This window comes from Nonomuraea sp. 10N515B (genome assembly GCF_052245915.1).
In the GTDB taxonomy this organism is placed as follows: Bacteria; Actinomycetota; Actinomycetes; order Streptosporangiales; family Streptosporangiaceae; genus Nonomuraea.
On sequence record NZ_JBQQBQ010000103.1, the window covers coordinates 1 to 19,886 of the forward strand.

The window sequence follows — 19,886 nt, forward strand, 5'->3', positions numbered from 1 at the left end:
ACCTGTGCCGGGCCAACGGAATCGCCGTGTGGTGCGGCGGCATGCTCGAAACCGGCCTCGGCCGGGCCGCCAACGTGGCACTGGCCGCACTCCCCGGCTTCACCCTCCCCGGCGACACCTCGGCATCGCGCCGCTACTACGCCACCGACATCACCGAACCGTTCGAGCTCGCAGACGGGCACCTAGAGGTGCCCACCGGCCCCGGCATCGGCGTCGAGCCGATCCCGGACGTGCTCGACGAGGTGACCACATCCACCGAGTGGATCACCCTCTGAGCTTGAGGGTCGCCAAGTTATGTAAACCAGTGAGTACCAGGAGGAAACGCCCAATCGGCGATATTCTGCGCCCGCGGTCGGAACGGACATCCGGAAAAGTGTTATCCGGTCGCCCACGGCCAGTCTCCTCCGGACGAGAGATCGTCTCGCGAAAGGACTCACATGGTTCTCCAGACCAGCCGGCGAAACCTGCTCAAGGCGGCGGCGGGTGTGGCAGTGCTCCCGGCGCTCCCGGCGCTGCCGTCCGCGGCGCGGACCTCGGCGGCGTTCAAGCACCCGGGGCTGCTGCACACCCAGGCCGACTTCGACCGGATCGCGGCCGCCGTGCAGGCCGGGGCGCAGCCGTACAAGGCGGGGTGGGAGAAGCTGATCGCCAACGGGCGTTCGGCGAGCACGTGGAAGGCACGCCCGCTGGAGACGGTGGTGCGCGGCGGGACGGGACAGAACTACGTCCAGTTCTACAACGACGTCCACGCCGCCTACCAGAACGCGCTGCGCTGGAAGATCTCCGGGGAGAAGGCGCACGGCGACGCCGCCCGTGACATCCTGAACGCCTGGTCGGGCACGTTGAAGGCGATCAACGGCAATGCCGACCGGTTCTTGGCGGCGGGCATCTACGGCTACCAGATCGCCAACGCCGCCGAGCTCATGCGCGGCTACCCGGGCTTCAACCTCGAGCGGTTCCAGAAGATGCTGCTGACCGTCTTCTATCCGGTGAACGACCGTTTCCTGCGCCAGCACAACGGCGCCTGCATCACCAACTACTGGGCCAACTGGGACCTGTGCAACATGGCCGCGGTCATGGCGATCGGGCTCTTCTGCGAGGACCAGGCCAAGTTCGAGCAGGCCGTCGACTACTTCAAGAACGGCAAGGGCAACGGGGCCATCATGAACGCCGTCCCGTTCCTCCACCCGGGCGGGCTCGCGCAGTGGCAGGAGAGCGGCCGCGACCAGGGGCACACCATGATGGGCATGGGCCTGATCGGCACGTTCGCCGAGATGGCCTGGAACCAGGGCATCGACCTGTACGGCTACGCCGACAACCGGATCATGAAGGCGGCCGAGTACGTCGCCAAGTACAACCTGGGGCACGACGTGCCGTTCACCACGTACAAGTGGGGCCACGGCACGAAGTGCGCCCCCCGGGAGCAGACGGTCATCTCGAGCGCGGGGCGCGGCCAGGACCGTCCCGTGTGGGAGCTGCTCTACAACCACTACGCCAACCGGCGCGGGCTGGCGGTGCCGAACACGAAGGCGTACGCCGAGCGGGTGCGGGCCGAGGGCGGGGGCGGCAACTACGGGCCGAACAGCGGCGGGTTCGACCAGCTCGGCTTCGGGACCCTGCTGTTCACCCGCGCGGTCGCCGCCTCCGGCGGCTCCGGCGGCCTGCTGCCGACCGGGGCCACCCGCGTGCTCCAGTCGATCAACTTGCCGACGGAGGGCATCGCCGCCTCAGGCGCCCTCGGCGTGCTCGGCGAGGCGGCGCCGCTGCGGATCGTGCCGGGGCTGGCCGACGCCAAGGGTTACTCGTTCATGGACGAGGACGGCCGCTACCTGCGGCACAAGGACTACCGGCTGCGGTTCGACACCGACAACGGCACCGAGTTGTTCGAGCGGGACGCGACCTTCCTCGCCCGGCCGGGTGGGGCGAGCGGGAGGGTGCGTCTGGAGTCGCTGAACTATCCCGGCCGGTTCATCCGCCACCGCCACCACCAGCTGTGGCTGGACAAGGCCCAGGACACCTCCGCCTTCCGCGCCGACAGCACCTTCAGACCCGCCTCCTCCTGATCGTCGGCGCGCAGCGCACCCGACGAATCCAACCCCCTGGAAGGAATCCGTTTGCTCCCCACAACCACGAAGGTGTCCGCCCTTGCCGGCGGCATCTTCCTGGCGGCTTCCGCGCTGGCCGCCGCCACGCCCGCCGCGGCGTCGGCGACGCCGGGCGCGTACCAGCTCGTCAACGCGGGTAGCGGCCTGTGCCTGAGCGTCCCCGCGAAGGCCGACGGCGTCCAGCTCACCCAGCAGGCGTGCGCGGGCGCGGCGAACCAGGCCTGGACGCTCACGTCCGTGAGCGGCGGCTACCGGCTGAGCATCGCCCACAGCGGGAAGTGCGCCGGGATCAAGGGCAGCAGCACGTCTGCGGGCAAGGCCGTGCAGCAGCAGTCCTGCGCCGCCGGGGCGTTCCAGACCTGGACGTTCAAGGCCGCGGCCGGCGGCACGCGGCAGCTCGTCAACGCGGGCAGCGCCAAGTGCCTGAACGTCAAGTCGTCCGCCAAGGCGGCCGGCGCGCTGATCCAGCAGAACTCCTGTGACACGGTGAGCAGCAAGCGCTGGACCCTGCGCCCTGCGGCCTCCATCCCGGCCCCGAGCGCGGGTCCCACGACGAAGCCGACCGCGACGGCAAAGCCGACCCAGACGGCAACCCCGACAGCGCCTTCCTCTGGCGCCTGGCCGACGCCGACCGGCAAGGAAGCGGTCACCGCGACCATCACCGTCACGGGCGTCCACGACGGCGGCATGAAGCGCTTCTACGGCTCCGGCGCGCTCGGCAGCGGCAGCCAGAGCGAGGGCCAGCCCCCGATGTTCAAGCTGGCCGACGGCGCGACCCTGCAGAACGTGATCATCGGCGCCCCGGCCGCCGACGGCGTCCACTGCATGGGCACGTGCACGCTCAAGAACGTCTGGTGGGAGGACGTCGGCGAGGACGCCGCCACCTTCAAGGCCACCTCGGCCACCCAGACCATGACCATCGACGGCGGCGGCGCCCGCGCCGCTTCCGACAAGACGTTCCAGCACAACGGGCCCGGCACGATGGTCATCAAGAACTTCCGGGCGGAGAACGTCGGCAAGCTCTACCGCTCCTGCGGCAACTGCTCCAAGCAGTACGCGCGGCACGTCGTGATCTCCAACGTGACGATCACGACGCCCGCCAAGGTGATCGCCGGGATCAACACCAACTACGGCGACACCGCCACGTTCTCCTCGATCACGATCGTCAACGACCCCAGCAAGAAGGTCGTGGTCTGCGCCAAGTTCAAGGGCGTCACGAGCGGCGAACCCACCCAGATCGGCAGCGGCCCGGACAGCGCCCACTGCCTCTACACCACGGCCACCCTCACCTACAAGTAGCTCGGCCGTCGTCGCCGGAGGGGCATGGAGCCCATCGCTCCGCCGGCGGCGGCCCCCGCTAGGGGCGGCTGGCGGCGCCGGCTGCCGCGTCCTCCAGCAGGCGGACGATCTCGGCGTGGCCGGTGCCCAGCCACGACTCCGAGCGGAGGCTGCCGTCGGTGTCGCGCGCCTCGGCCACCACCCGCACATCGCCTCCTCGCCGCCGCGGGATCCGCTCCATGGTCGAGCAGCGTCCTCACCACGGCGTCGCTCCCTGCTCCGCGGCATGGGACAGCGCGGTACGCCCGGCCGCGTTGCGCGCATCGGGCCCGGCCCCGCGCTCGAGCAGCGCGTTCACCACGGCCAGATGCTCGTTCGACGCCGCCCAGTGCAGGGCCGTCATATCGGCGACCCCCTCGTCCTCCCGCCGATCGGGATCCGCACCGGCATCGAGCAGCGCCGCCACGACCTCGATGTGCCCCCAGCACGCGGCGGCGCACAGAGGCAGCCCTTCGGTGTCGCCCCCGCTCTCCCGGTCGGGATCGGCGCCGGCGGCCAGCAACATCCGCACGAGGTCCGCGTCGCCCTGCACAGCGGCCCGGTAGAGTGCCGTGCTGCCGTCCTCATCGGGCTCGTCCGGGGACACGCCACCCTCCAGCACCCGTCCGTTCCCGCCCTGGTTGCTGCAGTGCTCGGAGGCTGCGTGAGGGCCGCGTGCGGGGTGGATCGACTGAGCAGCACCGCTCGATCGGGTGACCGAGCTATGAGTCGCGCCTGTTCAGCAGTTTGGGAAGGGTCACCAGCGTGGCCCCGCCCGCGCCGCCGCCGCTGAGCAGGGCGCCCGGCCATTCCGCGCCGGTGGCCAGGACGAGCGCGCAGGTGATCGCGGCGATCATGATCGTCAGAGTGAGCGTGAGCAGCTGACGCGTGGTGAACATCGGTCCTCTTTCTTCAGATGCGGTCGTCGGCCCAGAAGTCGATGAGTTCTTCGGGGGTGAGGCCGTCAGGGCGTACGGCGGGCGGAGTGCGCCCCGTCGCGAGCACCCAGGTCGTCAAGAGCGTGACCAGCAGTTGCTCATCTGCCAGGCAGGGAGCGTCGGCGCAGTACGCGATGCTTGACGGGCGAGCCGTGAGTAACGGCATAGGGCAATGGCCTCCCGAAGAGCAGCGATGAATGCGGCAACCATGCGTCTTCGTGAAGGTCGTCTGCCAGCGGCCCAAACGTGCTCGGACGGAGCCGAACAAGACCGAAAATGCACCGCCAGAACGTAAACCACCGAGATCTTCCGAAATCGTCCGGCATCATCCGGAGTTATCCGGCAACAGATTCACCGATTCGGACAAAAGCTCAGCCTGCACCCCGAATCAATGCCCGGCACTGCTCTTGGGGCTGATGGGCCAACGATCATCTGGAGCGGCCACAGCGACCGGATGAGATGGAATCTTCGAAGTGTCCTGGACTGCGAGACTATTTCTGAAAATATGGCGACACTTGTTGACCTTTCGACTCCACCAAGGACGATGACTGACACTCTCCGGGCAGGATCACATTCCGCCTTCATAGCTGCGCTCATAGAGCTACGGGAATCGGCCGGCCAGCCGAGCTATTCCCAGATGCAACGGTTGTCGCGCGCGCCGGGCATCCCCAAGGAACTGCCTGGAAGCACGCTGAGCGACATCCTCAACGGCAAGCGGGAACGCCTGCCGGACTGGGGGCTGGTCGCCTCCTTCGTGATGGTGTGTCATCGCCACGCCGAGCAGACCGGCCTGCCCACGGACGCCCTCGGCACCGTGAAGCAGTGGCAGGACCGCTGGCGCGCCGCCAGGAACGAACAGCCCCCGCCCCAGGCCACCGGGTCGTACGATCTCTACGGAACACCCGCCGACGAGGCCGAGCGGCGCACCACCAGGACCGTCGCGCGCCTGGTCCGCCTGGCGGGCGACGGTGATCCCGAGTCCGCCTACCGCCTGGCGATCATCCACGTGCTGACTGGCGAGTCCGCGGCGGCCCGCTACTGGATCCACGCCGCGATCCAGCAACGTCACCCTGACGCCGAGGCCTTCGCGGGCGATCCGCGCCCGATCGAGTTCGCGGCGAACCTGTCCTTCACCTACGGACTGGCCTACGAACAGGAGGGCCCGGCCAAGCGCGACATCGCCAGGTTCTACTACAGGCTCGCCGCCGACCACGGCCACCCGCGCGCCACCGAACGTCTCCGGGCTCTGCGCGCCGTCCCGTTCGGCAAGCTGCTCCCCGCGCCCATCGGCATCGAGCACCGGCCCGCAGCTGGATGACCTGACGTCGGACCAGAGCTCAGCACCTCCCGAGCGGACTCCGGCAGCCGACGACGCTACGCACGTTCGGCACCTGTCCCGATCAAGGATGCGCCCAGGTCAGTTGTCATGTAGAGGACATTGCGCCCGGATCGCTCGCGCGCGACCAGCCCGCACTCGCGCAATACGCCGAGGTGCTGCGACACCGCGCTGGGTGTGACGCCGAGCGCACGCGCCAGCTCCGTCGTCGTCGCGGGGGAACGCAGCGCCTCGAGCAGTTCGGCACGTGCCCGGCCGAGCAGCCGGACGGTGCCGGCCGCGGGCGTCTTGGTCCCCGCAGTCCACCACGTCCCGGTACCCCGGGCCGGATAGCGCACCGTGGTCTGCGTGGACGTCCTCTTCTTGATCAGCACGTGCGGCGAGCCGAGAACCACGGGCATGAGGACCAGCCCACCCGGGCCGAGGTCCACGACCTGTTCGGCTCGCCAGCGCTCTCCTCCCAGCATCAGCCGGCCCTCACGCCAGCGCAGATCCGGGTGCAGGCCCGCGAACAACTCCGCGGCACCGCCTGTGGCCAACTGCTTGGCGCGATCGATGATGTCCGCTTCGAGGACGGCGCGGATTCGTGTCCAGTACGGCGCGATGAGCCGGTCGTGCGCCGCGCGCAGCTCCCCGGCGATCGCCCGCAGGCCTGCCGCCGGTCGCTCGGCGAGCGCGGTGACGGGGGCAGGGAGCTCTTCGCCGAATACGCGCCGGAGGCTCAAGCGCACGTGGGAAGCGGCTGTCCGCCGCAACGCCGCCAGGTCGTCCTCGATCGAGCCTCCCGGGCCATGCGGGGCGGGAACGAGGAACTCAGGCCAGTTCAGCCGGGCGCTCACGATGAGGGGCCAGGTATGGGAGAGGTTGAGCGGGCTCTTGGCCAGCTCGTCGTCGGCCCAGCGCAGCCACCGCAGGTTGATCGGGTTGCGATCGCGACCGCCCAGCTGCTGCAGACCGGACACGGTCTCGGACAGCGGTGAGATCGCGAATCGGGTCGCCGCCAGCTCGGCCACGCCCAGTTCGATCGTCAAGGCCATACCCGATTATGTAGCGGTGGCCTACATGCTGTCGTGGCCGCTCAGGCACACCGGACGATCACGGCATGAGGCCGGACTCTCCCCACAGCGATACCGAACCACGCTTGCCCGGGAGCTACTGGCGGCTGTGGTGGGCCGCGGGTATCAGCAGCGTCGGCGACGGAGCGTTCGCCGCGGCCGTTCCGCTGCTGGCGGTCACGATCACCCGCGATCCACGACCCGTGTCGGCCGTGTCCGCGGCGGCGTACCTGCCGTGGTTGTTGCTGTCCCTCCCCGCGGGCGTGCTCGTCGACCGGCACGACCGTGTCGGCCTGATGTGGCGTGCCCAGGCGATGCAGGCGCTGATCGTCGGAGTCATCGCGATTCTTGTCGCGCTCGGCCATATGAGCATCCCGGTAGTCCTGATCGCGGCCTTCGGGCTCGGGGCGGGCGCAGTGGTGTTCGGCAATGCCGCGCTGGCGGTGGTACCGGACATCGTGACGAAGCCGCTGCTGCACCGGGCGAACGGCCATCAGCAGGCGATCACCACGATCGGGCTGCAGTTCGCCGGGCCGCCGGTGGGCAGCCTGCTCTTCGTGGCCGGCACGGCGCTGCCGTTCGGGCTGGACGCCGTCTCGTTCGCCCTGTCCGCGGCGCTGCTGGCAACGTTGCCCCGGCGTACACGCCGGCCGGTCGCGTCGCCGCCGATGCGCCGGGCGATCGCGGACGGCCTGCGCTGGCTGATGGGTCACCGGCTGCTGCGTACCCTCGCGGTGCTGGTCGGTGTCAACACCTTCTGCCACCACCTGGGTAACGCCACACTTGTCCTGCTGGCGACCCAGACACTCCGCCTCGACGCGCGCGATTACGGCCTGCTGCTGGCCGGCGCCGCGATCGGCAGCCTGCTCGCCGGTCTGGCCGGCGCGCGCGCCGTCGAGAGAATCGGGGCACGTGCCGCGCTGCTGGCCGTACTCACCGCGAACGTCGTCATTTTCGTCGGGATCGGGCTGAGTCCGAACGCGGTCGTGCTCGGCGTTCTGCTGGCACTCAACGGCTTCCTCGTCACGCTGTGGAACATCGTGACGGTCAGCCTCCGGCAGCAGATCGTGCCGGCCGAGCTGCTCGGCCGGGTGACCAGCGCCTACAAGATGCTCGGCTGGGGGCTGATCCCGCTGGGCGCGCTGGCCGGCGGACTCCTGGCGCACACGTTCGGGCTGCGCGCGCCGTACCCCGTGGCGGGGGTGCTGCGGGGGATCGCCTTGCTGACAGCGTTGCCGGTATTGGTCCGTGCCCTGCGCGAGGCCTGGCGGTGCCCTCAGCCTCCGGGTCAAGAACCGTAGGCGCCAGAGTGATGGTGTCCTGCGGAAGCGTCGGCGACGATGAGTCCATGTCCGCCTGGTGGTCAGGGACGACCTCGGTGCGGCGACGGTACAGGGCTCCTGCGGCGGTCGCGATCGTCCTCGTCGCGCTGGGGGCCGTGGCGACCGCCGTCTGCCTGGACGCGCCCTCGGACGGCAGCGTGGTGCGGCTGGGCTGGCGGCCCGACGGCGTGGTGGTGGACGTCCCCGCCCCGGCCGGTGGCTCCGGGCTGCGGACCGGCGACCTGGTCACCGGCGTCGCCGGGCGCCTTCTCGCCGACGGCCCGGGCGCCGTGGCGCGTCCGCCACTGGGGACGACCGTCCCGTACGACGTGGCACGCGAGCGGCCGGCGGTCGTGGCCGTCCGGATCGAACGCCCGGACCCGTACCCGCTCGTCCTGACCGGCTGGGGCAACCTCGTCTTCGTCGTGGCGCTCGCCGGGCTTGCCACTGCGCTGTACCTGCGACGACCCGACGAGCCCGCCACGCCCCCGTTGCTGGTCCTCTCGGCGGGTCTGCTGGGCAGCACGTTCACCGTCGCCGCCGGGCTCCCGGCCCTTGTCCTGGCTACCGGCGGGCCCCAATTGTGGCTGTTCCACCTCAACGCGATCGGAGCGTACTCGATCTCCTGGGGAGCACTGCTGGCCTTCACGATCGCGTTCACCTCCCGCCACCCTCAGTCGCCCCGGGTCCGCGCGGCGACGACCGTCGCCTACGCCGTGCCGCCGGCCGGGATGGCCCTGTGGAGCGGGGTAGCCGCGCTGCTCGCGCCCCACCCCCTCGGCTGGCTCGGCCTGCTCCACACCGGCCAGACAGCGGTCGTGGCGTTGACCCTGGCCACGGGCACGATCTGGGGTTTCGTCAGTTACCGCGGCAACCGGGATGCGGTGATGCGCGGCAGGATGCGCTGGCTGCTCGCCGGCGCCACCGCCGCGACCGTGCTCGGGATCGCCGGCTGGCATCTGCCAGAGCTTCTCGCCGGCGCCCGGCCGCTGCCTTGGGGCGCGCTCGGGCTGTCGGGGCTGCCGTTCGTGGCGGGCATCGGGGTGGCGTTGCGCCGCCACCGGCTGTTCGACATCGAGCGGCTGGCGAACCGGTCACTGGTGTACGCCAGCGTGGTGGCGATCCTCGTCGCCGGTTACGCGGCCGTCGTCGCGCTGCTGGTCGGCGGGCTGAGGTTGTCGCAAACGATGGCCGCCGCGCTCACCGCGGCGGGGGCGGCGCTCGCGCTGGCGCCGCTGCGCAACCTCGCGCAGAGCACGGTCAACCGCGTGATGTACGGTGACCGCCACGACCCCGCCGGCGCGCTCACCCGGCTCGGCTCCCGGCTGCAGGCGGTGCTGCTGCCCGCCGACGTGCTGCCCGCGGTCGTGGAGACCGTGGCGCGGTCGCTGCGGGTGCCGTACGTGGCGATCGACCTCGCGGATGCCGCGGGCACGTGCCGCGAGGCCGCCCAGCACGGCGTCGCCGTGGGCGCGGTGCACGCCGAACCGCTGCGCTACCACGGGACGCTCATCGGCCGGCTGCGCGTCTCGGCGCGGGACAGCGACGAACCCCTCGATCCCATCGATCTCCGTCTGATCGCCTCGCTGGCGCAGCAGGTGGGCACCGCGGTGCAGGCGGTGCGGCTGCACGACGACCTGGTCCGATCACGTGCCGAGGTGGTGGCCTCGCGGGAGGACGAGCGGCGCCGGCTGCGCCGCGACCTCCACGACGGGCTGGGCCCGACCCTGGCCGCCATCGGACTCAAAGCCGGGCTCGCCGCCCGTGCCGTGCCGGCGGAGTCGGCGGCGCGTCCGCTGCTCGACGAGATCTCGGCGGAGGCGTCCGTGTCGCTGACCGACGTGCGGCGCCTGGTCGAGGCGCTGCGCCCGCCGGCCCTCGACGAGCTGGGTGTGGTCGGCGCGATCCGGGCCCGGGCGAGCGCCCTGGCGGGCGACATGTCGATCGAGGTCATCGGCCCCGAGCAGCTGCCGGTGCTGCCGGCGGCGGTCGAGACGGCGGCGTACCGGATCGCCGTCGAGGCGATCACGAACGCGGTCCGCCACAGCGGCGCCACACGCTGCACCGCCACGATCACGCCGGTGAACGGCGGCGTCGAGGTGACGGTCCGCGACGACGGCCGCGGGCTCGACCCCGATCGGCCGGCCGGCATCGGCCTCCACTCGATGCGGGAGCGCGCCGCCGAGGTGGGCGGGACCTGGTCGGTACGCTCGGCACGTGGCGACGGCACCCGTGTGCGCGCCTTCCTGCCGACGAGTCTGGGAAGGGAGCCCGATGATCCGGCTGATCCTCGCTGACGACCATCCCATCTTCGTCTCCGGTCTGCGCGCCGTGCTGGACGCCGAGCCCGGGATGACGGTGGTGGGAGTCGCCGCCACCGGCGCCGACGCGCTGCACCTGGCCGTCGAGCAGCGACCCGACGTCGCCGTGCTCGACGTCAACATGCCCGGCGGCGACGGGCTCACGGTCATCGCCCGCATGCGTGCCGCGGGGCTGCCCACTCGGTCGCTGATCCTGACGATGTACGACGACGACGAGAACGTCCTGGCGGCCCTGCGCGCCGGCGCCCACGGGTACGCGCTCAAGGGCACGGGCGGGGAGGAGATCGTGGCCGCGGTGCGTGCCGTCGCCCGTGGCGAGGCGGTCTTCGGCGCCGGCGTGGCCGCGCAGATGCTCGCCCACTTCGCCCGCGTCGCGGCGGCGTCCCCCTTCCCCCAGCTCACCGAGCGCGAGCACGAGGTGCTGGAGCTCGTCGCCCGGGGGGTGGGCAACGCGGCGATCGCCCACCGGCTCGGTGTGAGCGCCAAGACCGTGCGCAACCACGTCTCGAACATCCTGGCCAAGCTGCACGTGGCCGACCGGTCGGCCGCGATCGTCCGGGCCCGTGAGGCGGGTCTCGGCGGCTCGCACGAATCGGGGTAGCGCCACCGCGGTTCCCGTACCCACTGGGACATCTGTCCCGTGACTCCGGGACGCGGGCCCGCCCATCCTGACCGCCATGTGGACGCAGATGGTCAGCGGACTCGGCCTGATGGCCGCGGCGCCGATCTGCCTCGCCGGGTCTCTGACGGGTTCGGCATCCTGCGGTCTCGTCTGGAGCGCCGGAGCATGGCTCGCCGTCGTGGCGACCGCGCTGGTGTACCGCGACCTCGCCGGCCATGCCCGCCGCGCGCCGGCCGCCGTCGCCATGGCGCTGCTGGGCGTCGTCGCATCGGCCGGGACGGTGGAGGCGACGCTCAGGGCGGCCGGCGACCGGTGGCTCGCGGCGCATCCGGTCCTGCTGCTCGCCCTGGTCTGTGGTGCCGCCGCCGGCGTCGCGGGGCTGGCGTACGTGGCCGGCCGGGCCGGTCTCATCCCGCCGGCGGCCGGCGTGATCATCGCGGTGGCCGCGCTGCTCGGCGCGCTCACCGCTGACCCGGGCGCTCCCTACGTCTTCGGCGCCGGGCCGCTCGGCGCTGTCCTGCTCGCCGAAGCGATCCGATCATGCGCATGGAAGGGACAGACATCGTGAGAACCGCCTACAAGATCGTCGCTTACGTCATCGCGGCCGAGGTCGCGATCCAGGCGACGGTGATCGCGCTGGGCTTCGCGGGGCTCGGCAAGTGGATCTCGGACGGCAATGTGTTCGACAAGTCCGTCATGGAGAGCGAGGAATTCCCCTTCCCCGAGGTCATCGGCATCATCGTGCACGGCGTCAACGGCGGCCTCGTGATCCCCGTCCTCGCCTTGCTCCTGCTGATCTTCTCGTTCTTCGCCAAGATCTCCGGCGGGGTGAAGTTCGCCGCGCTGGTGCTGGGCCTCGTCGCCGTCCAGGCCACGCTGGGCTATTCGGCGCACGACCTGCCGTGGCTGGGCGCGCTGCACGGGCTCAACGCGATGGCGCTGTTCGCCGCCGCCCTGCACGCCGGCCGCCGGGCACGGCGCGTCACCACGAGCACGCCTGCCGCGACCGCGGTCTGAGCGCGGTCATGGTGCTCCCCCGCCGTCTCCGGCTCGCCGCGGCCTTCGCCGCGACGCTGGCCGTCGTCGTCCCGCTCGCGTGGATGTGGCGAGCCAGCCTGCTGCCGCCGGCGTACTCCATCATGGAGATGGGATACGCCGACGACGGCGGGCACGCGCACGGCCGCCACGGGGGCGCCGCGCGCGACATCACCGCGCTGGTCACCGACCGGCGGCGCAAGCCGGACGTCGACGTGACCCTGACCGCGCGCAAGCAGCGCCACCGGCTGGCGTCGGGCCGCGAGGTCGACGGGTACACGCTCAACGGCCGCTCCCCGGGGCCGGAGATCGTGGCCACAGCGGGTGAGCTCGTCCAGGTGAGGCTGGTCAACGAGTCGGTTCCCGGCGGGGTCACGCTGCACTGGCACGGCGTCGACGTCCCGGGCGGCGAGGACGGAGTCGCCGGCGTCACCCAGGACGCCGTCGGCGTCGGGCAGGAGTACGTCTACCGGTTCGTCGCCCGCCAGGTCGGGACGTTCTGGTACCACTCCCACCAGCTCTCCCACGAGCAGGTGGCCGGCGGTCTCCTCGGTGCCCTGGTCATCCGTCCCGCCCATGAGCGCCGGCCCGCCGTGGACGTCGTCGCCTTGACGCATCTCTACAACGGGATACGCACGATCAACGGATCCGAGTCCGACCTCGTCGTCCCGGCGTCGCCAGGTGCCACGGCCCGGGTACGCGTGATCAACACCGATAACGGGCCCATCCCGACCTGGGTCACCGGCGCCGCCCCTCGCCTGGTCGCCGTCGACGGCACCGACCTCCACGCACCAGGACCCGTCGGGCGGGCCGCGATCCTCGTGACGTCCGGTGGCCGAGCGGACCTCGAGGTGATCATGCCCGCCGACGGCAGCCCCGTCCGCGTGCAGATCGGCGGCCCGCTGTCGGTCGTGCTGACCGGCTCTTCGCACGGGCCCTCTCCGGCACCGGCGAGCGCCCGGCCGGCCGCGACGCTGGACCTGCTGGCCTATGGCCGCCCGACCCCAGTGCCCTTTGACGCAGCTCGCCCGGATCGCACCTTTCGCTATGAGATGGGGCGTCGGCCGGGCTTCGTCGACGGCCTCCCCGGCCTCTATTGGACCGTCAACGGCCGGCTCTATCCCGACGTGCCGATGTTCATGGTCGCCGAAGGCGACGTCGTCCGCATGACGATCGTCAACGACAGCGGCGAGGTGCATCCGATGCACCTGCACGGCCACCACGCGCTGGTCCTGGGCCGCAACGGCGTGGCCGCCGCCGGAAGCCCTTGGTGGGTCGACTCACTGAACGTGGAGGACGGCGAGTCGTACGACATCGCGTTCCTCGCCGGCAACCCCGGCATCTGGGTCGACCACTGCCACAACCTGCCGCACGCCCAAGAAGGGCTCCTCGTCCACCTCATGTACGAGAACGTCACGACCCCGTTCCTCATCGGCGGCCCTGCCGACAATTCCCGCGAGTGAAGGACACCCCATGAACACAACAGTCCTGCTCCCCCTGCCCGCACCCATACGGTGGGCGGCGGGCGCCAGCGGCGTCATCGGCCTGATCGCGAACGTCTTCCTGATCCTGTTCTTCGTCACCGCGCAACCGTGGACCGACGCCCCCGGCGACGGCTGGTTCGGCTGGGCCAACGACGTGCTGGTCGTGGTCCAGTACGCCACCCTCCTCCCGGTGATCCTCACTCTGGGCCGCCTCATGGCAGGCGATGCCCGGGCCCGCGGATGGACCTGGATCGGCCTGGCCGCCGCCGTGGCCGTCATCGTCCTGCAGGTCCTGCTGGTCACGGAGACGCTGCCGTTCGCCGTGCAGGTCGTCCCCCTGAGTGTGAGCGCGGTCGTCGCCATGTGCTGGGCGGGCGCGATCAGCGGCGCGGGCACACGCACCGGCACCCTGCCCGTGACGGTGACCCGCCTCGGCCGCACCATCGTGATCGTCCTGCCGATCGCCGTCGTCGCGTACGGTGCCGGCGCCCTCGTCGCCGGCGCGCTCGACGTGCCCTGGGCCTGGGCCGCCGGCGGGATCCCCGGCGTCGTCCTCTGGACGCTGTTCCCCGCCTGGACGCTGCTCCTCGCTGTGAAGCAGTGACGGAATAATCGGTTGCCGTTCGGTGCTGATGATCGCACTATGTTCCTCATGTTCCTGCGCGCTCGCCTCACGACGCCCACCCTGCCGGTGGGCGCGTTCGAGCGTGTCTGCGACGGCCTGGAGCGCTGACCTCTTCCCGTAAGTCCTGAGGTGACCCGGCGGGGGGAGGTTGACCGGCCCTGACGGGTCACGAAGCATCCAGATGTCTCAGGAGAGGGAATCATGGCCAAGCAGGCCTACGTACGGAACAAGCCGCATCTCAACATCGGCACGATGGGCCACGTCGACCACGGCAAGACCACGCTGACCGCGGCGATCACGAAGGTGCTGGCGCAGCGGGGGCAGGCGACGTACACGCCGTTCGAGCGGATCGACCGCACGCCGGAGGAGGCGCAGCGGGGCATCACGATCAACATCTCGCACGTCGAGTACGAGACCGCCACCCGGCACTACGCCCACGTCGACATGCCGGGCCACGCCGACTACGTGAAGAACATGATCACGGGGGCGGCGCAGCTCGACGGCGCGATCCTCGTCGTGTCCGCGCAGGACGGGATCATGCCGCAGACCAGGGAGCACGTGCTGCTGGCCAAGCGGGTCGGCGTGGAGCACCTGGTCGTGGCCGTCAACAAGGCCGACGGCGCCGACCCGGAGCTGACCGACCTGGTGGAGCTGGAGCTGCAGGAGCTGCTGGCCGAGCACGGCTACGACGGCGTCCCGATGGTGCGGGTGTCCGGGCTGCGGGCGCTGGAGGGCGACCCGGTCTGGACGGCGTCGGTGGAGGCGCTGCTCCAGGCGGTGGACGAGCACATTCCGGTGCCGGTGCGGTACGTGGACGCGCCGTTCCTCATGCCGGTCGAGAACGTGCTGACGGTCACCGGCCGCGGCACGGTCGTCACCGGCGCCATCGAGCGTGGCACGGTCCGCGTCGGTGACACGGTGGAGGCGGTCGGGTTCGGTGACGGGTTCAGCGCCGTCGTGACGGGCGTGGAGACGTTCGGCAAGACGATGGAGCAGGGCGAGGCCGGCGACAACGCCGCCGTGCTGCTGCGCGGGGTGCGCCGCGAGCAGGTGCGGCGGGGCATGGTGCTGGCCCAGCCGGGCAGCCAGCGGGCCCGCACGTCGTTCACCGCCCGCGTCTACCTCCTGACTCCGGAGGAGGGCGGGCGGCGCAGGGCGATCGCGTCCGGTTACCGGCCGCAGTTCTACCTGCGGACGACGGACGTGCCCGGGGAGCTCAAGCTCGACGAGGCCGCCCGGCCGGGTGACACGGTCGAGGTGGAGGTCGCGCTGGGCAAGCCGGTCGCCGTCGAGCCGGGGCTCGGCTTCGCGATCCGCGAGGGCGGGCTGACGGTGGGCGCGGGCACGATTCTCACCGTGCCGTCGTCCGGTTGACCCGGGCCGGGTCCCGCATATCCCATGCGGGACCCGGTTTCGTGTCCCCGGCTCAGGCCGGGTCGAACCTCAGCGTGAACGTCGCCGCCTGAGCTCTGAGCTCGTACTGCGGCAGCGTGCCCGGACCGCAGGTGGCGGTGCCGATGCCCTGGTGGGCGAGGTCCAGGTGGAGGTGCACCCGGTCCCCCGGCACCAGGTCGGGCCGGTGGGTGGCGGCGGCCAGCTCGTCGATGCTCCAGCGGCGCGCGGTCATCCCGAACACCGGATCCCCGGACACCGTGAACGCGCCGAAGTCGGCCCACCGCACGTCGGCGCGGAGGCCGTTCTCCTGCGGGTAGACGTACGGCGTCTGCAGCTCGTCGATCGAGGCCGTCCAGCGGCCGACCCGCGCCGCCATGCCGGTGTCCGGGTACGCCTCGCCGGGCCCGCGCCCGAACCAGGTGACCCGCTCGACGGCGGTCCCGGGCAGCGTCATGGTGACGCCGAGCCGCGCGATCGGGTCCCGCCACTCGCCCTCGGGCTCGAGGTCGAGGCTCAGCAGCAGCCCGCCGTCTCCGGCGAGCGTCCACCGGTAGATCGCCCGCATCCCGACGTCGGTCGCGGCGGGCGCGACCCGGGTGCGGACGGTGAGGGCGTCGCCGACCTCGACATCGTCCACCCGGTGCGTGAGCCGGTGCAGGCCGAGGGCGCGCCACTTGCCTTCGAGGCCGGCGTGCCTGTCGTTGTCGGTCGGTGCCCGCCACAGGTCGAGCCGCGGCCCTTCGACCTCCAGCCCGAACAGCCTGACGAGCCGCCCGGTCTCCGCGTCGAATCCGCACCCGCTGGCGACGATCTCGTCGCCGTCCCGAACGAACGTGACCAGCGTCGCCGAAGCGGTCCGGGGCGCGGGCGGCGCCAGGAGTTTCTGTCCCCACGCCACCTCGTGTCCCGCCTCCGCCCACGGCTGGTCGCCGGACAGCAGGGCGCGGACGGTCAGCCAGCATTCTCCCGAAGGCGCCGCCTCGGGCAGCTTGACCTCGCCGCCGCCCGCGGGCACCTCCAGCCGGTGCTCGGCGACCGTCTCTCCCTCCGCCTCCACGGTGGCGACGAACTCCAGGTGGGACAGGTCGCGGAAGTCGTAGCCGTTCACGACCCGCACGACCCCGTCGCCGAAGTCGAACGTGACGGGCTCGAACACCTTCTTCAGGTCGATGAGCCCGGGTGACGGCGTGCGGTCGGGGAACACGAGCCCGTCGATCACGAAGTTCGAGTCGTGGACGGGCTCCCCGTAGTCGCCGCCGTAGGCGTACTCCAACTGCGGGTGCACGATGCCGTGGTCGATCCACTCCCAGATGAACCCGCCGGCCAGCCGCGGATACCGCGCGAACAGCTCCTGGTATTCGGCCAGCCCGCCGGGCCCGTTGCCCATGGCGTGGGCGTACTCGCACTGCAGGAACGGCATCGCGCGCCGCCGTGCGTCCAGCTCCGGGTCGTCAAGGGGGTCCTCGGCCAGGCGGCCGATGGCCTCGACCTCGGCGTGGGAGGCGTACATGCGCGAGTAGACGTCGGTGTGCGCGCACGTCCAGTCGCCCTCGTAATGGATCGGGCGGGAGGGGTCGCGCTCACGGGCCCAGTCGGCCATGACGGCCAGGTTGCGGCCGACGCCGGCCTCGTTGCCGAGCGACCACATGATGACGCTCGGGTGGTTCTTGTCGCGTTCGACCATCCGGCGCATGCGGTCGAGCAGCGCGCCGGCCCAGCGCGGGTCGTCGGTGGGATTGCCGCGCCAGTCGACCTCGCCGAAGCCGTGCGTCTCCAGGTCGCACTCGTCGATCACCCACAGGCCGAGCTCGTCGCACAGGTCGAGGAAGGCGGGGTGGGGCGGGTAGTGGCTGGTCCTGACGGCGTTGACGTTGTGCTGCTTCATCAGCAGCACGTCGGCGCGCATGGTCTCGTACGGGACCGCGCGGCCGCGCTCGGGGTGGAATTCGTGCCGGTTCACGCCTTTGAGCAGCAGCGGGCTGCCGTTGGCCAGCAACACGCCGTCCACGATGGAGATCGTGCGGAAGCCGATGCGCAGGCTCACCGTCTCGCCGGGGAACGTCACGACGGCGTCGTACAGGCGCGGCGTCTCGGCCGTCCACGGCTCGACGTCGAGCGTGATCTCCGTGCCCGGCTCCAGGTCGGCGACGCCGAGCTCCGGAATGCTGAGCAAGCCGCCCTCGCCCTCGAAGCTGAGCCTGCCGTCGTGCGAGGCGTGCACGAAGACGTCGGCGGCCGATCGGGTGAGGGTGACGTCGCGGAAGATGCCGGGCAGCCACCACATGTCCTGGTCTTCCAGGTAGCTGGCGGCCGACCACTGGTGCACGCGCACGGCCAGGACGTTGCGGCCGGGGCGCAGCCACGGCCCGGCGTCGAACTCCGCGGGCAGTCTGCTGCCCGTCCAGAAGCCCAGCTCGTGCCCGTTGAGCCAGACCCGGGCGAAGGAGTCGGCGCCCTCGAACCGCAGCCGGCCGCCCGTCCAGTCCTCGGGCAGGTCGAACGTGCGGCGGTAATCGCCGGTCGGGTTCTCGTTGGGGACGTGCGGCGGGTCGACGGGGAACGGGAAGACGACGTTGGTGTACGCGGGCGCGCCGTAGCCGTGCAACGGCCAGTGGGACGGCACCGGCAATTCGTCCCAGTCCGCGGCGTCGTAGCTGGGTTGGGCGAAGTCGTCGGGGACGTTCGCGGTGGGTGAGAGGCGGAAGCGCCACGTCCCGTTGAGGTCGAGTGCGGGCGCGTCGGAGCGGAGTGCTGCCCTGGGTTCGAGTAGTCCCGAACCGGGGGTGAAAGTTTCGAGGTCCATCGTCGCCGAGCCTAGAGGTTCGCGAGCATTTTGGGCAGCGATGAGTTCCGTGTCCGTACTTTTGCTCAGGTTCCGAGGCCGTACACGCGGCGGGCGTTCTCGCTGCCCACCAGCGTGGCCACCCGCATCGCCTCGCCGATCGACCACTCCCCCTCGGCCACGAACTCCCCCAGCACCCGCGCCATGGCCCGCCGCCACAGCCGCGCCCCGAGGTGGTGCAGCTCGGCGGGGCCCCAGGCGTCCGACGAGAAGAGGATCTTCGCGAACGGCGCCGCCTCCAGGCTCTCTGCCACCAGCGCCACACTGCGCGCCCCCGTGAAGGTGACGCCCAGCCCGACGTCGAAGAAGACGTTGGGGTAGGCGTGCGCCAGGAACCCGGCATGCCGCTGGTAGGGGTAGCAGTGCAGCAACAGCAGCGGCACCCCGGTCGGCTCGGCCAGCTCGATCAGGCCGCGCAGCAGCAGCGGGTCGGAACGCCGCAGGTCCACGTCGGGATCGCCGAAGCCGATGTGGACCTGCAGCGGCAGCCCCCGGTCGAGCCCCGCCCAGATGAGGTGGCGCAGCAACACCGGATCGGTCAGCCGCCCGCCTGCCGCGAACCAGCGGCCGGCCGCCTCCGTGACCTCCTCGCCCGTCGGCCGGGCCGGGTCGAAGTCGAGTCCGTGGCGGTAGGCGGCGATGGTCTTGAGCCCGCGCGCCGTGCGGGTGCGCTCCCACAGCGCCTCCTCGAACCGCCCGGCGAACGCCCACGCCGCGCACCCGTCCGCGGCCACCTGCTCGGCCACCGCTTCCAGCCGCACCACCTCGTCGGCGGGCACGCCTGCCGCGTCGGCCATGCCGGACGGGCCGAGCACCTCCTCGCCCCGGTGGCCGGTCTCGACGAGGAAGTGCCCGACGCCGCTCGCGGTGAGCAGCAGCCGGTTGACCTCGTCCACGCCGAGCCTGGCGCGCCTGGCCAGGTATTCCTCCGGCGTGCAGTGCGGGTCGAGGCCGAGCACGGGGGCGCAGTGGCGCAGGATCGCGTATCCCACCTGGGAGTCGAACGGGGTCATCCATTCGGGGATGGGCCGGTCGGATTCGGTGATCAGCTCCTCGAACGCCTTGCGCGACAGGTCGCCGGCCGAGGCGCCGTGCACGTGGTGGTCGACCAGCCGCAGCTCCTCGATGGCCCGGGCCAGGCCGGGGACGAGCTCGAGCTCAAGGGACACCTGGCCAGGATAGGGGAGCCACCCCGCCGACCCCGAGCGCACGCGCCGCCGAGCCCCGATCCCGCCGCCCGCCCCTCCCCACGGGCTCCGCGCCGCAGCATCCGGACCCGCGGCGCCCGCCTGACGGACGACCGTGTCGGCGGGTGGTACTGCCGTAGCAGTGCACCGTAGCAGTGCGGCGCAGCAGTGCGGCGCAGCGTCGCGCGTGCAGCGTCGCGCGTGCAGCGTCGCGCGTGCAGCGTCGCGCGTGCAGCGTCGCGCGTGCAGCGTCGCGCGTGCAGCGTCGCGCGTGCAGCGTCGCGCGTGCAGCGTCGCGCGTG

General features: G+C 71.5%; 19 protein-coding genes. 12 read left to right on the plus strand and 7 right to left on the minus strand.

Translation table 11 applies throughout. The features are described from left to right. From ACTWQA_RS55560 to ACTWQA_RS55570, 3 genes are all read left to right on the plus strand, one after another. Positions 1 to 275 (plus strand): enolase C-terminal domain-like protein (locus tag ACTWQA_RS55560; RefSeq protein ID WP_443166876.1); only part of this gene is annotated, 275 nt, incomplete at its 5' end. A gap of 162 nt (positions 276 to 437) precedes the next feature. Continuing rightward, positions 438 to 2,063 carry an AbfB domain-containing protein gene (locus tag ACTWQA_RS55565; RefSeq protein ID WP_443166877.1) on the plus strand — a complete coding sequence of 542 codons (1,626 nt, stop codon included), beginning with the start codon at positions 438 to 440 and terminating at the stop codon, positions 2,061 to 2,063. A 51-nt stretch (positions 2,064 to 2,114) separates the two neighbouring features. Further along, positions 2,115 to 3,404 carry a pectate lyase gene (locus ACTWQA_RS55570; RefSeq protein ID WP_443166878.1) on the plus strand — a complete coding sequence of 430 codons (1,290 nt, stop codon included), beginning with the start codon at positions 2,115 to 2,117 and terminating at the stop codon, positions 3,402 to 3,404. A 58-nt stretch (positions 3,405 to 3,462) separates the two neighbouring features. On the opposite strand, the gene ACTWQA_RS55575 is transcribed toward ACTWQA_RS55570, so the two are convergent. The 4 genes from ACTWQA_RS55575 to ACTWQA_RS55590 all read right to left on the minus strand — a co-directional run bounded on the left by ACTWQA_RS55575 (position 3,463) and on the right by ACTWQA_RS55590 (position 4,526). Further along, a complete protein-coding gene (locus ACTWQA_RS55575; protein WP_443166879.1) occupies positions 3,463 to 3,624 on the minus strand; it encodes a hypothetical protein in 162 nt (53 codons plus the stop codon). Positions 3,625 to 3,639: 15 nt separating this feature from the next. Then, positions 3,640 to 4,029, minus strand: a complete 390-nt coding sequence (locus ACTWQA_RS55580) for an ankyrin repeat domain-containing protein (RefSeq protein WP_443166880.1) — start codon at positions 4,027 to 4,029, stop codon at positions 3,640 to 3,642. 115 nt (positions 4,030 to 4,144) lie between these two features. Continuing rightward, positions 4,145 to 4,321: a hypothetical protein gene (locus ACTWQA_RS55585; RefSeq protein ID WP_443166881.1), complete on the minus strand. Its 177-nt coding sequence runs from the start codon at positions 4,319 to 4,321 to the stop codon at positions 4,145 to 4,147. 13 nt (positions 4,322 to 4,334) lie between these two features. Continuing rightward, a complete protein-coding gene (locus ACTWQA_RS55590) occupies positions 4,335 to 4,526 on the minus strand; it encodes a hypothetical protein (protein WP_443166882.1) in 192 nt (63 codons plus the stop codon). A gap of 471 nt (positions 4,527 to 4,997) precedes the next feature. Between ACTWQA_RS55590 and ACTWQA_RS55595 the strand changes: the two genes are divergently transcribed. Next, positions 4,998 to 5,678 (plus strand): hypothetical protein, encoded by a 681-nt coding sequence (locus ACTWQA_RS55595; RefSeq protein ID WP_443166883.1) that lies wholly within the window; start codon positions 4,998 to 5,000, stop codon positions 5,676 to 5,678. Positions 5,679 to 5,734: 56 nt separating this feature from the next. Here the strand turns inward: ACTWQA_RS55595 and ACTWQA_RS55600 are convergent, their stop codons facing one another. Next, positions 5,735 to 6,733, minus strand: coding sequence for a metalloregulator ArsR/SmtB family transcription factor (locus ACTWQA_RS55600; RefSeq protein WP_443166884.1), 999 nt, complete (start codon positions 6,731 to 6,733; stop codon positions 5,735 to 5,737). A 104-nt stretch (positions 6,734 to 6,837) separates the two neighbouring features. Here ACTWQA_RS55600 and ACTWQA_RS55605 point away from each other — a divergent pair, with 104 nt between their 5' ends. The 8 genes from ACTWQA_RS55605 to tuf all read left to right on the plus strand — a co-directional run bounded on the left by ACTWQA_RS55605 (position 6,838) and on the right by tuf (position 15,534). Beyond that, positions 6,838 to 8,052 (plus strand): MFS transporter, encoded by a 1,215-nt coding sequence (locus ACTWQA_RS55605; RefSeq protein ID WP_443166885.1) that lies wholly within the window; start codon positions 6,838 to 6,840, stop codon positions 8,050 to 8,052. Between the two features lie 77 nt (positions 8,053 to 8,129). Beyond that, the gene (locus ACTWQA_RS55610; protein WP_443166886.1) at positions 8,130 to 10,370 is read left to right on the plus strand and encodes a histidine kinase; all 2,241 of its coding nucleotides are present in this window, start codon (positions 8,130 to 8,132) and stop codon (positions 10,368 to 10,370) included. Next, positions 10,348 to 10,995: a response regulator gene (locus tag ACTWQA_RS55615; protein WP_443166887.1), complete on the plus strand. Its 648-nt coding sequence runs from the start codon at positions 10,348 to 10,350 to the stop codon at positions 10,993 to 10,995. Before ACTWQA_RS55610 ends, ACTWQA_RS55615 begins: the two co-directional genes overlap by 23 nt. A 76-nt stretch (positions 10,996 to 11,071) precedes the next feature. Continuing rightward, complete coding sequence (locus ACTWQA_RS55620; RefSeq protein WP_443166888.1) at positions 11,072 to 11,584, plus strand: hypothetical protein; 513 nt, start codon at positions 11,072 to 11,074, stop codon at positions 11,582 to 11,584. Further along, positions 11,581 to 12,033 carry a hypothetical protein gene (locus tag ACTWQA_RS55625; RefSeq protein WP_443166889.1) on the plus strand — a complete coding sequence of 151 codons (453 nt, stop codon included), beginning with the start codon at positions 11,581 to 11,583 and terminating at the stop codon, positions 12,031 to 12,033. The genes ACTWQA_RS55620 and ACTWQA_RS55625 overlap by 4 nt, the downstream gene beginning before the upstream one ends. Positions 12,034 to 12,041: 8 nt before the next feature. After that, positions 12,042 to 13,514, plus strand: a complete 1,473-nt coding sequence (locus ACTWQA_RS55630; RefSeq protein ID WP_443166890.1) for a multicopper oxidase family protein — start codon at positions 12,042 to 12,044, stop codon at positions 13,512 to 13,514. Positions 13,515 to 13,524: 10 nt separating this feature from the next. Next, complete coding sequence (locus ACTWQA_RS55635; protein WP_443166891.1) at positions 13,525 to 14,139, plus strand: hypothetical protein; 615 nt, start codon at positions 13,525 to 13,527, stop codon at positions 14,137 to 14,139. 222 nt (positions 14,140 to 14,361) lie between these two features. After that, a complete protein-coding gene (tuf, locus tag ACTWQA_RS55640; RefSeq protein ID WP_443166892.1) occupies positions 14,362 to 15,534 on the plus strand; it encodes an elongation factor Tu in 1,173 nt (390 codons plus the stop codon). Between the two features lie 52 nt (positions 15,535 to 15,586). On the opposite strand, the gene ACTWQA_RS55645 is transcribed toward tuf, so the two are convergent. Both ACTWQA_RS55645 and ACTWQA_RS55650 read right to left on the minus strand, forming a co-directional pair. Further along, complete coding sequence (locus tag ACTWQA_RS55645) at positions 15,587 to 18,358, minus strand: glycoside hydrolase family 2 TIM barrel-domain containing protein (protein WP_443166893.1); 2,772 nt, start codon at positions 18,356 to 18,358, stop codon at positions 15,587 to 15,589. A 65-nt stretch (positions 18,359 to 18,423) separates the two neighbouring features. Further along, a complete protein-coding gene (locus tag ACTWQA_RS55650; protein WP_443166894.1) occupies positions 18,424 to 19,566 on the minus strand; it encodes an amidohydrolase family protein in 1,143 nt (380 codons plus the stop codon). Between the last annotated feature and the right edge of the window lie 320 nt (positions 19,567 to 19,886).

What these genes read in the sequence shown, in the direction of transcription:
- ACTWQA_RS55565 (WP_443166877.1), top strand. Translation starts at nt 438, where the DNA reads ATGGTTCTCCAGACCAGCCGGCGAAACCTGCTCAAGGCGGCGGCGGGT.
- ACTWQA_RS55575 (WP_443166879.1), bottom strand. Translation starts at nt 3,624, where the DNA reads ATGGAGCGGATCCCGCGGCGGCGAGGAGGCGATGTGCGGGTGGTGGCC.
- ACTWQA_RS55585 (WP_443166881.1), bottom strand. Translation starts at nt 4,321, where the DNA reads ATGTTCACCACGCGTCAGCTGCTCACGCTCACTCTGACGATCATGATC.
- ACTWQA_RS55590 (WP_443166882.1), bottom strand. Translation starts at nt 4,526, where the DNA reads ATGCCGTTACTCACGGCTCGCCCGTCAAGCATCGCGTACTGCGCCGAC.
- ACTWQA_RS55595 (WP_443166883.1), top strand. Translation starts at nt 4,998, where the DNA reads ATGCAACGGTTGTCGCGCGCGCCGGGCATCCCCAAGGAACTGCCTGGA.
- ACTWQA_RS55600 (WP_443166884.1), bottom strand. Translation starts at nt 6,733, where the DNA reads ATGGCCTTGACGATCGAACTGGGCGTGGCCGAGCTGGCGGCGACCCGA.
- ACTWQA_RS55615 (WP_443166887.1), top strand. Translation starts at nt 10,348, where the DNA reads ATGATCCGGCTGATCCTCGCTGACGACCATCCCATCTTCGTCTCCGGT.
- ACTWQA_RS55620 (WP_443166888.1), top strand. Translation starts at nt 11,072, where the DNA reads ATGTGGACGCAGATGGTCAGCGGACTCGGCCTGATGGCCGCGGCGCCG.
- ACTWQA_RS55630 (WP_443166890.1), top strand. Translation starts at nt 12,042, where the DNA reads ATGGTGCTCCCCCGCCGTCTCCGGCTCGCCGCGGCCTTCGCCGCGACG.
- ACTWQA_RS55635 (WP_443166891.1), top strand. Translation starts at nt 13,525, where the DNA reads ATGAACACAACAGTCCTGCTCCCCCTGCCCGCACCCATACGGTGGGCG.
- tuf (WP_443166892.1), top strand. Translation starts at nt 14,362, where the DNA reads ATGGCCAAGCAGGCCTACGTACGGAACAAGCCGCATCTCAACATCGGC.
- ACTWQA_RS55645 (WP_443166893.1), bottom strand. Translation starts at nt 18,358, where the DNA reads ATGGACCTCGAAACTTTCACCCCCGGTTCGGGACTACTCGAACCCAGG.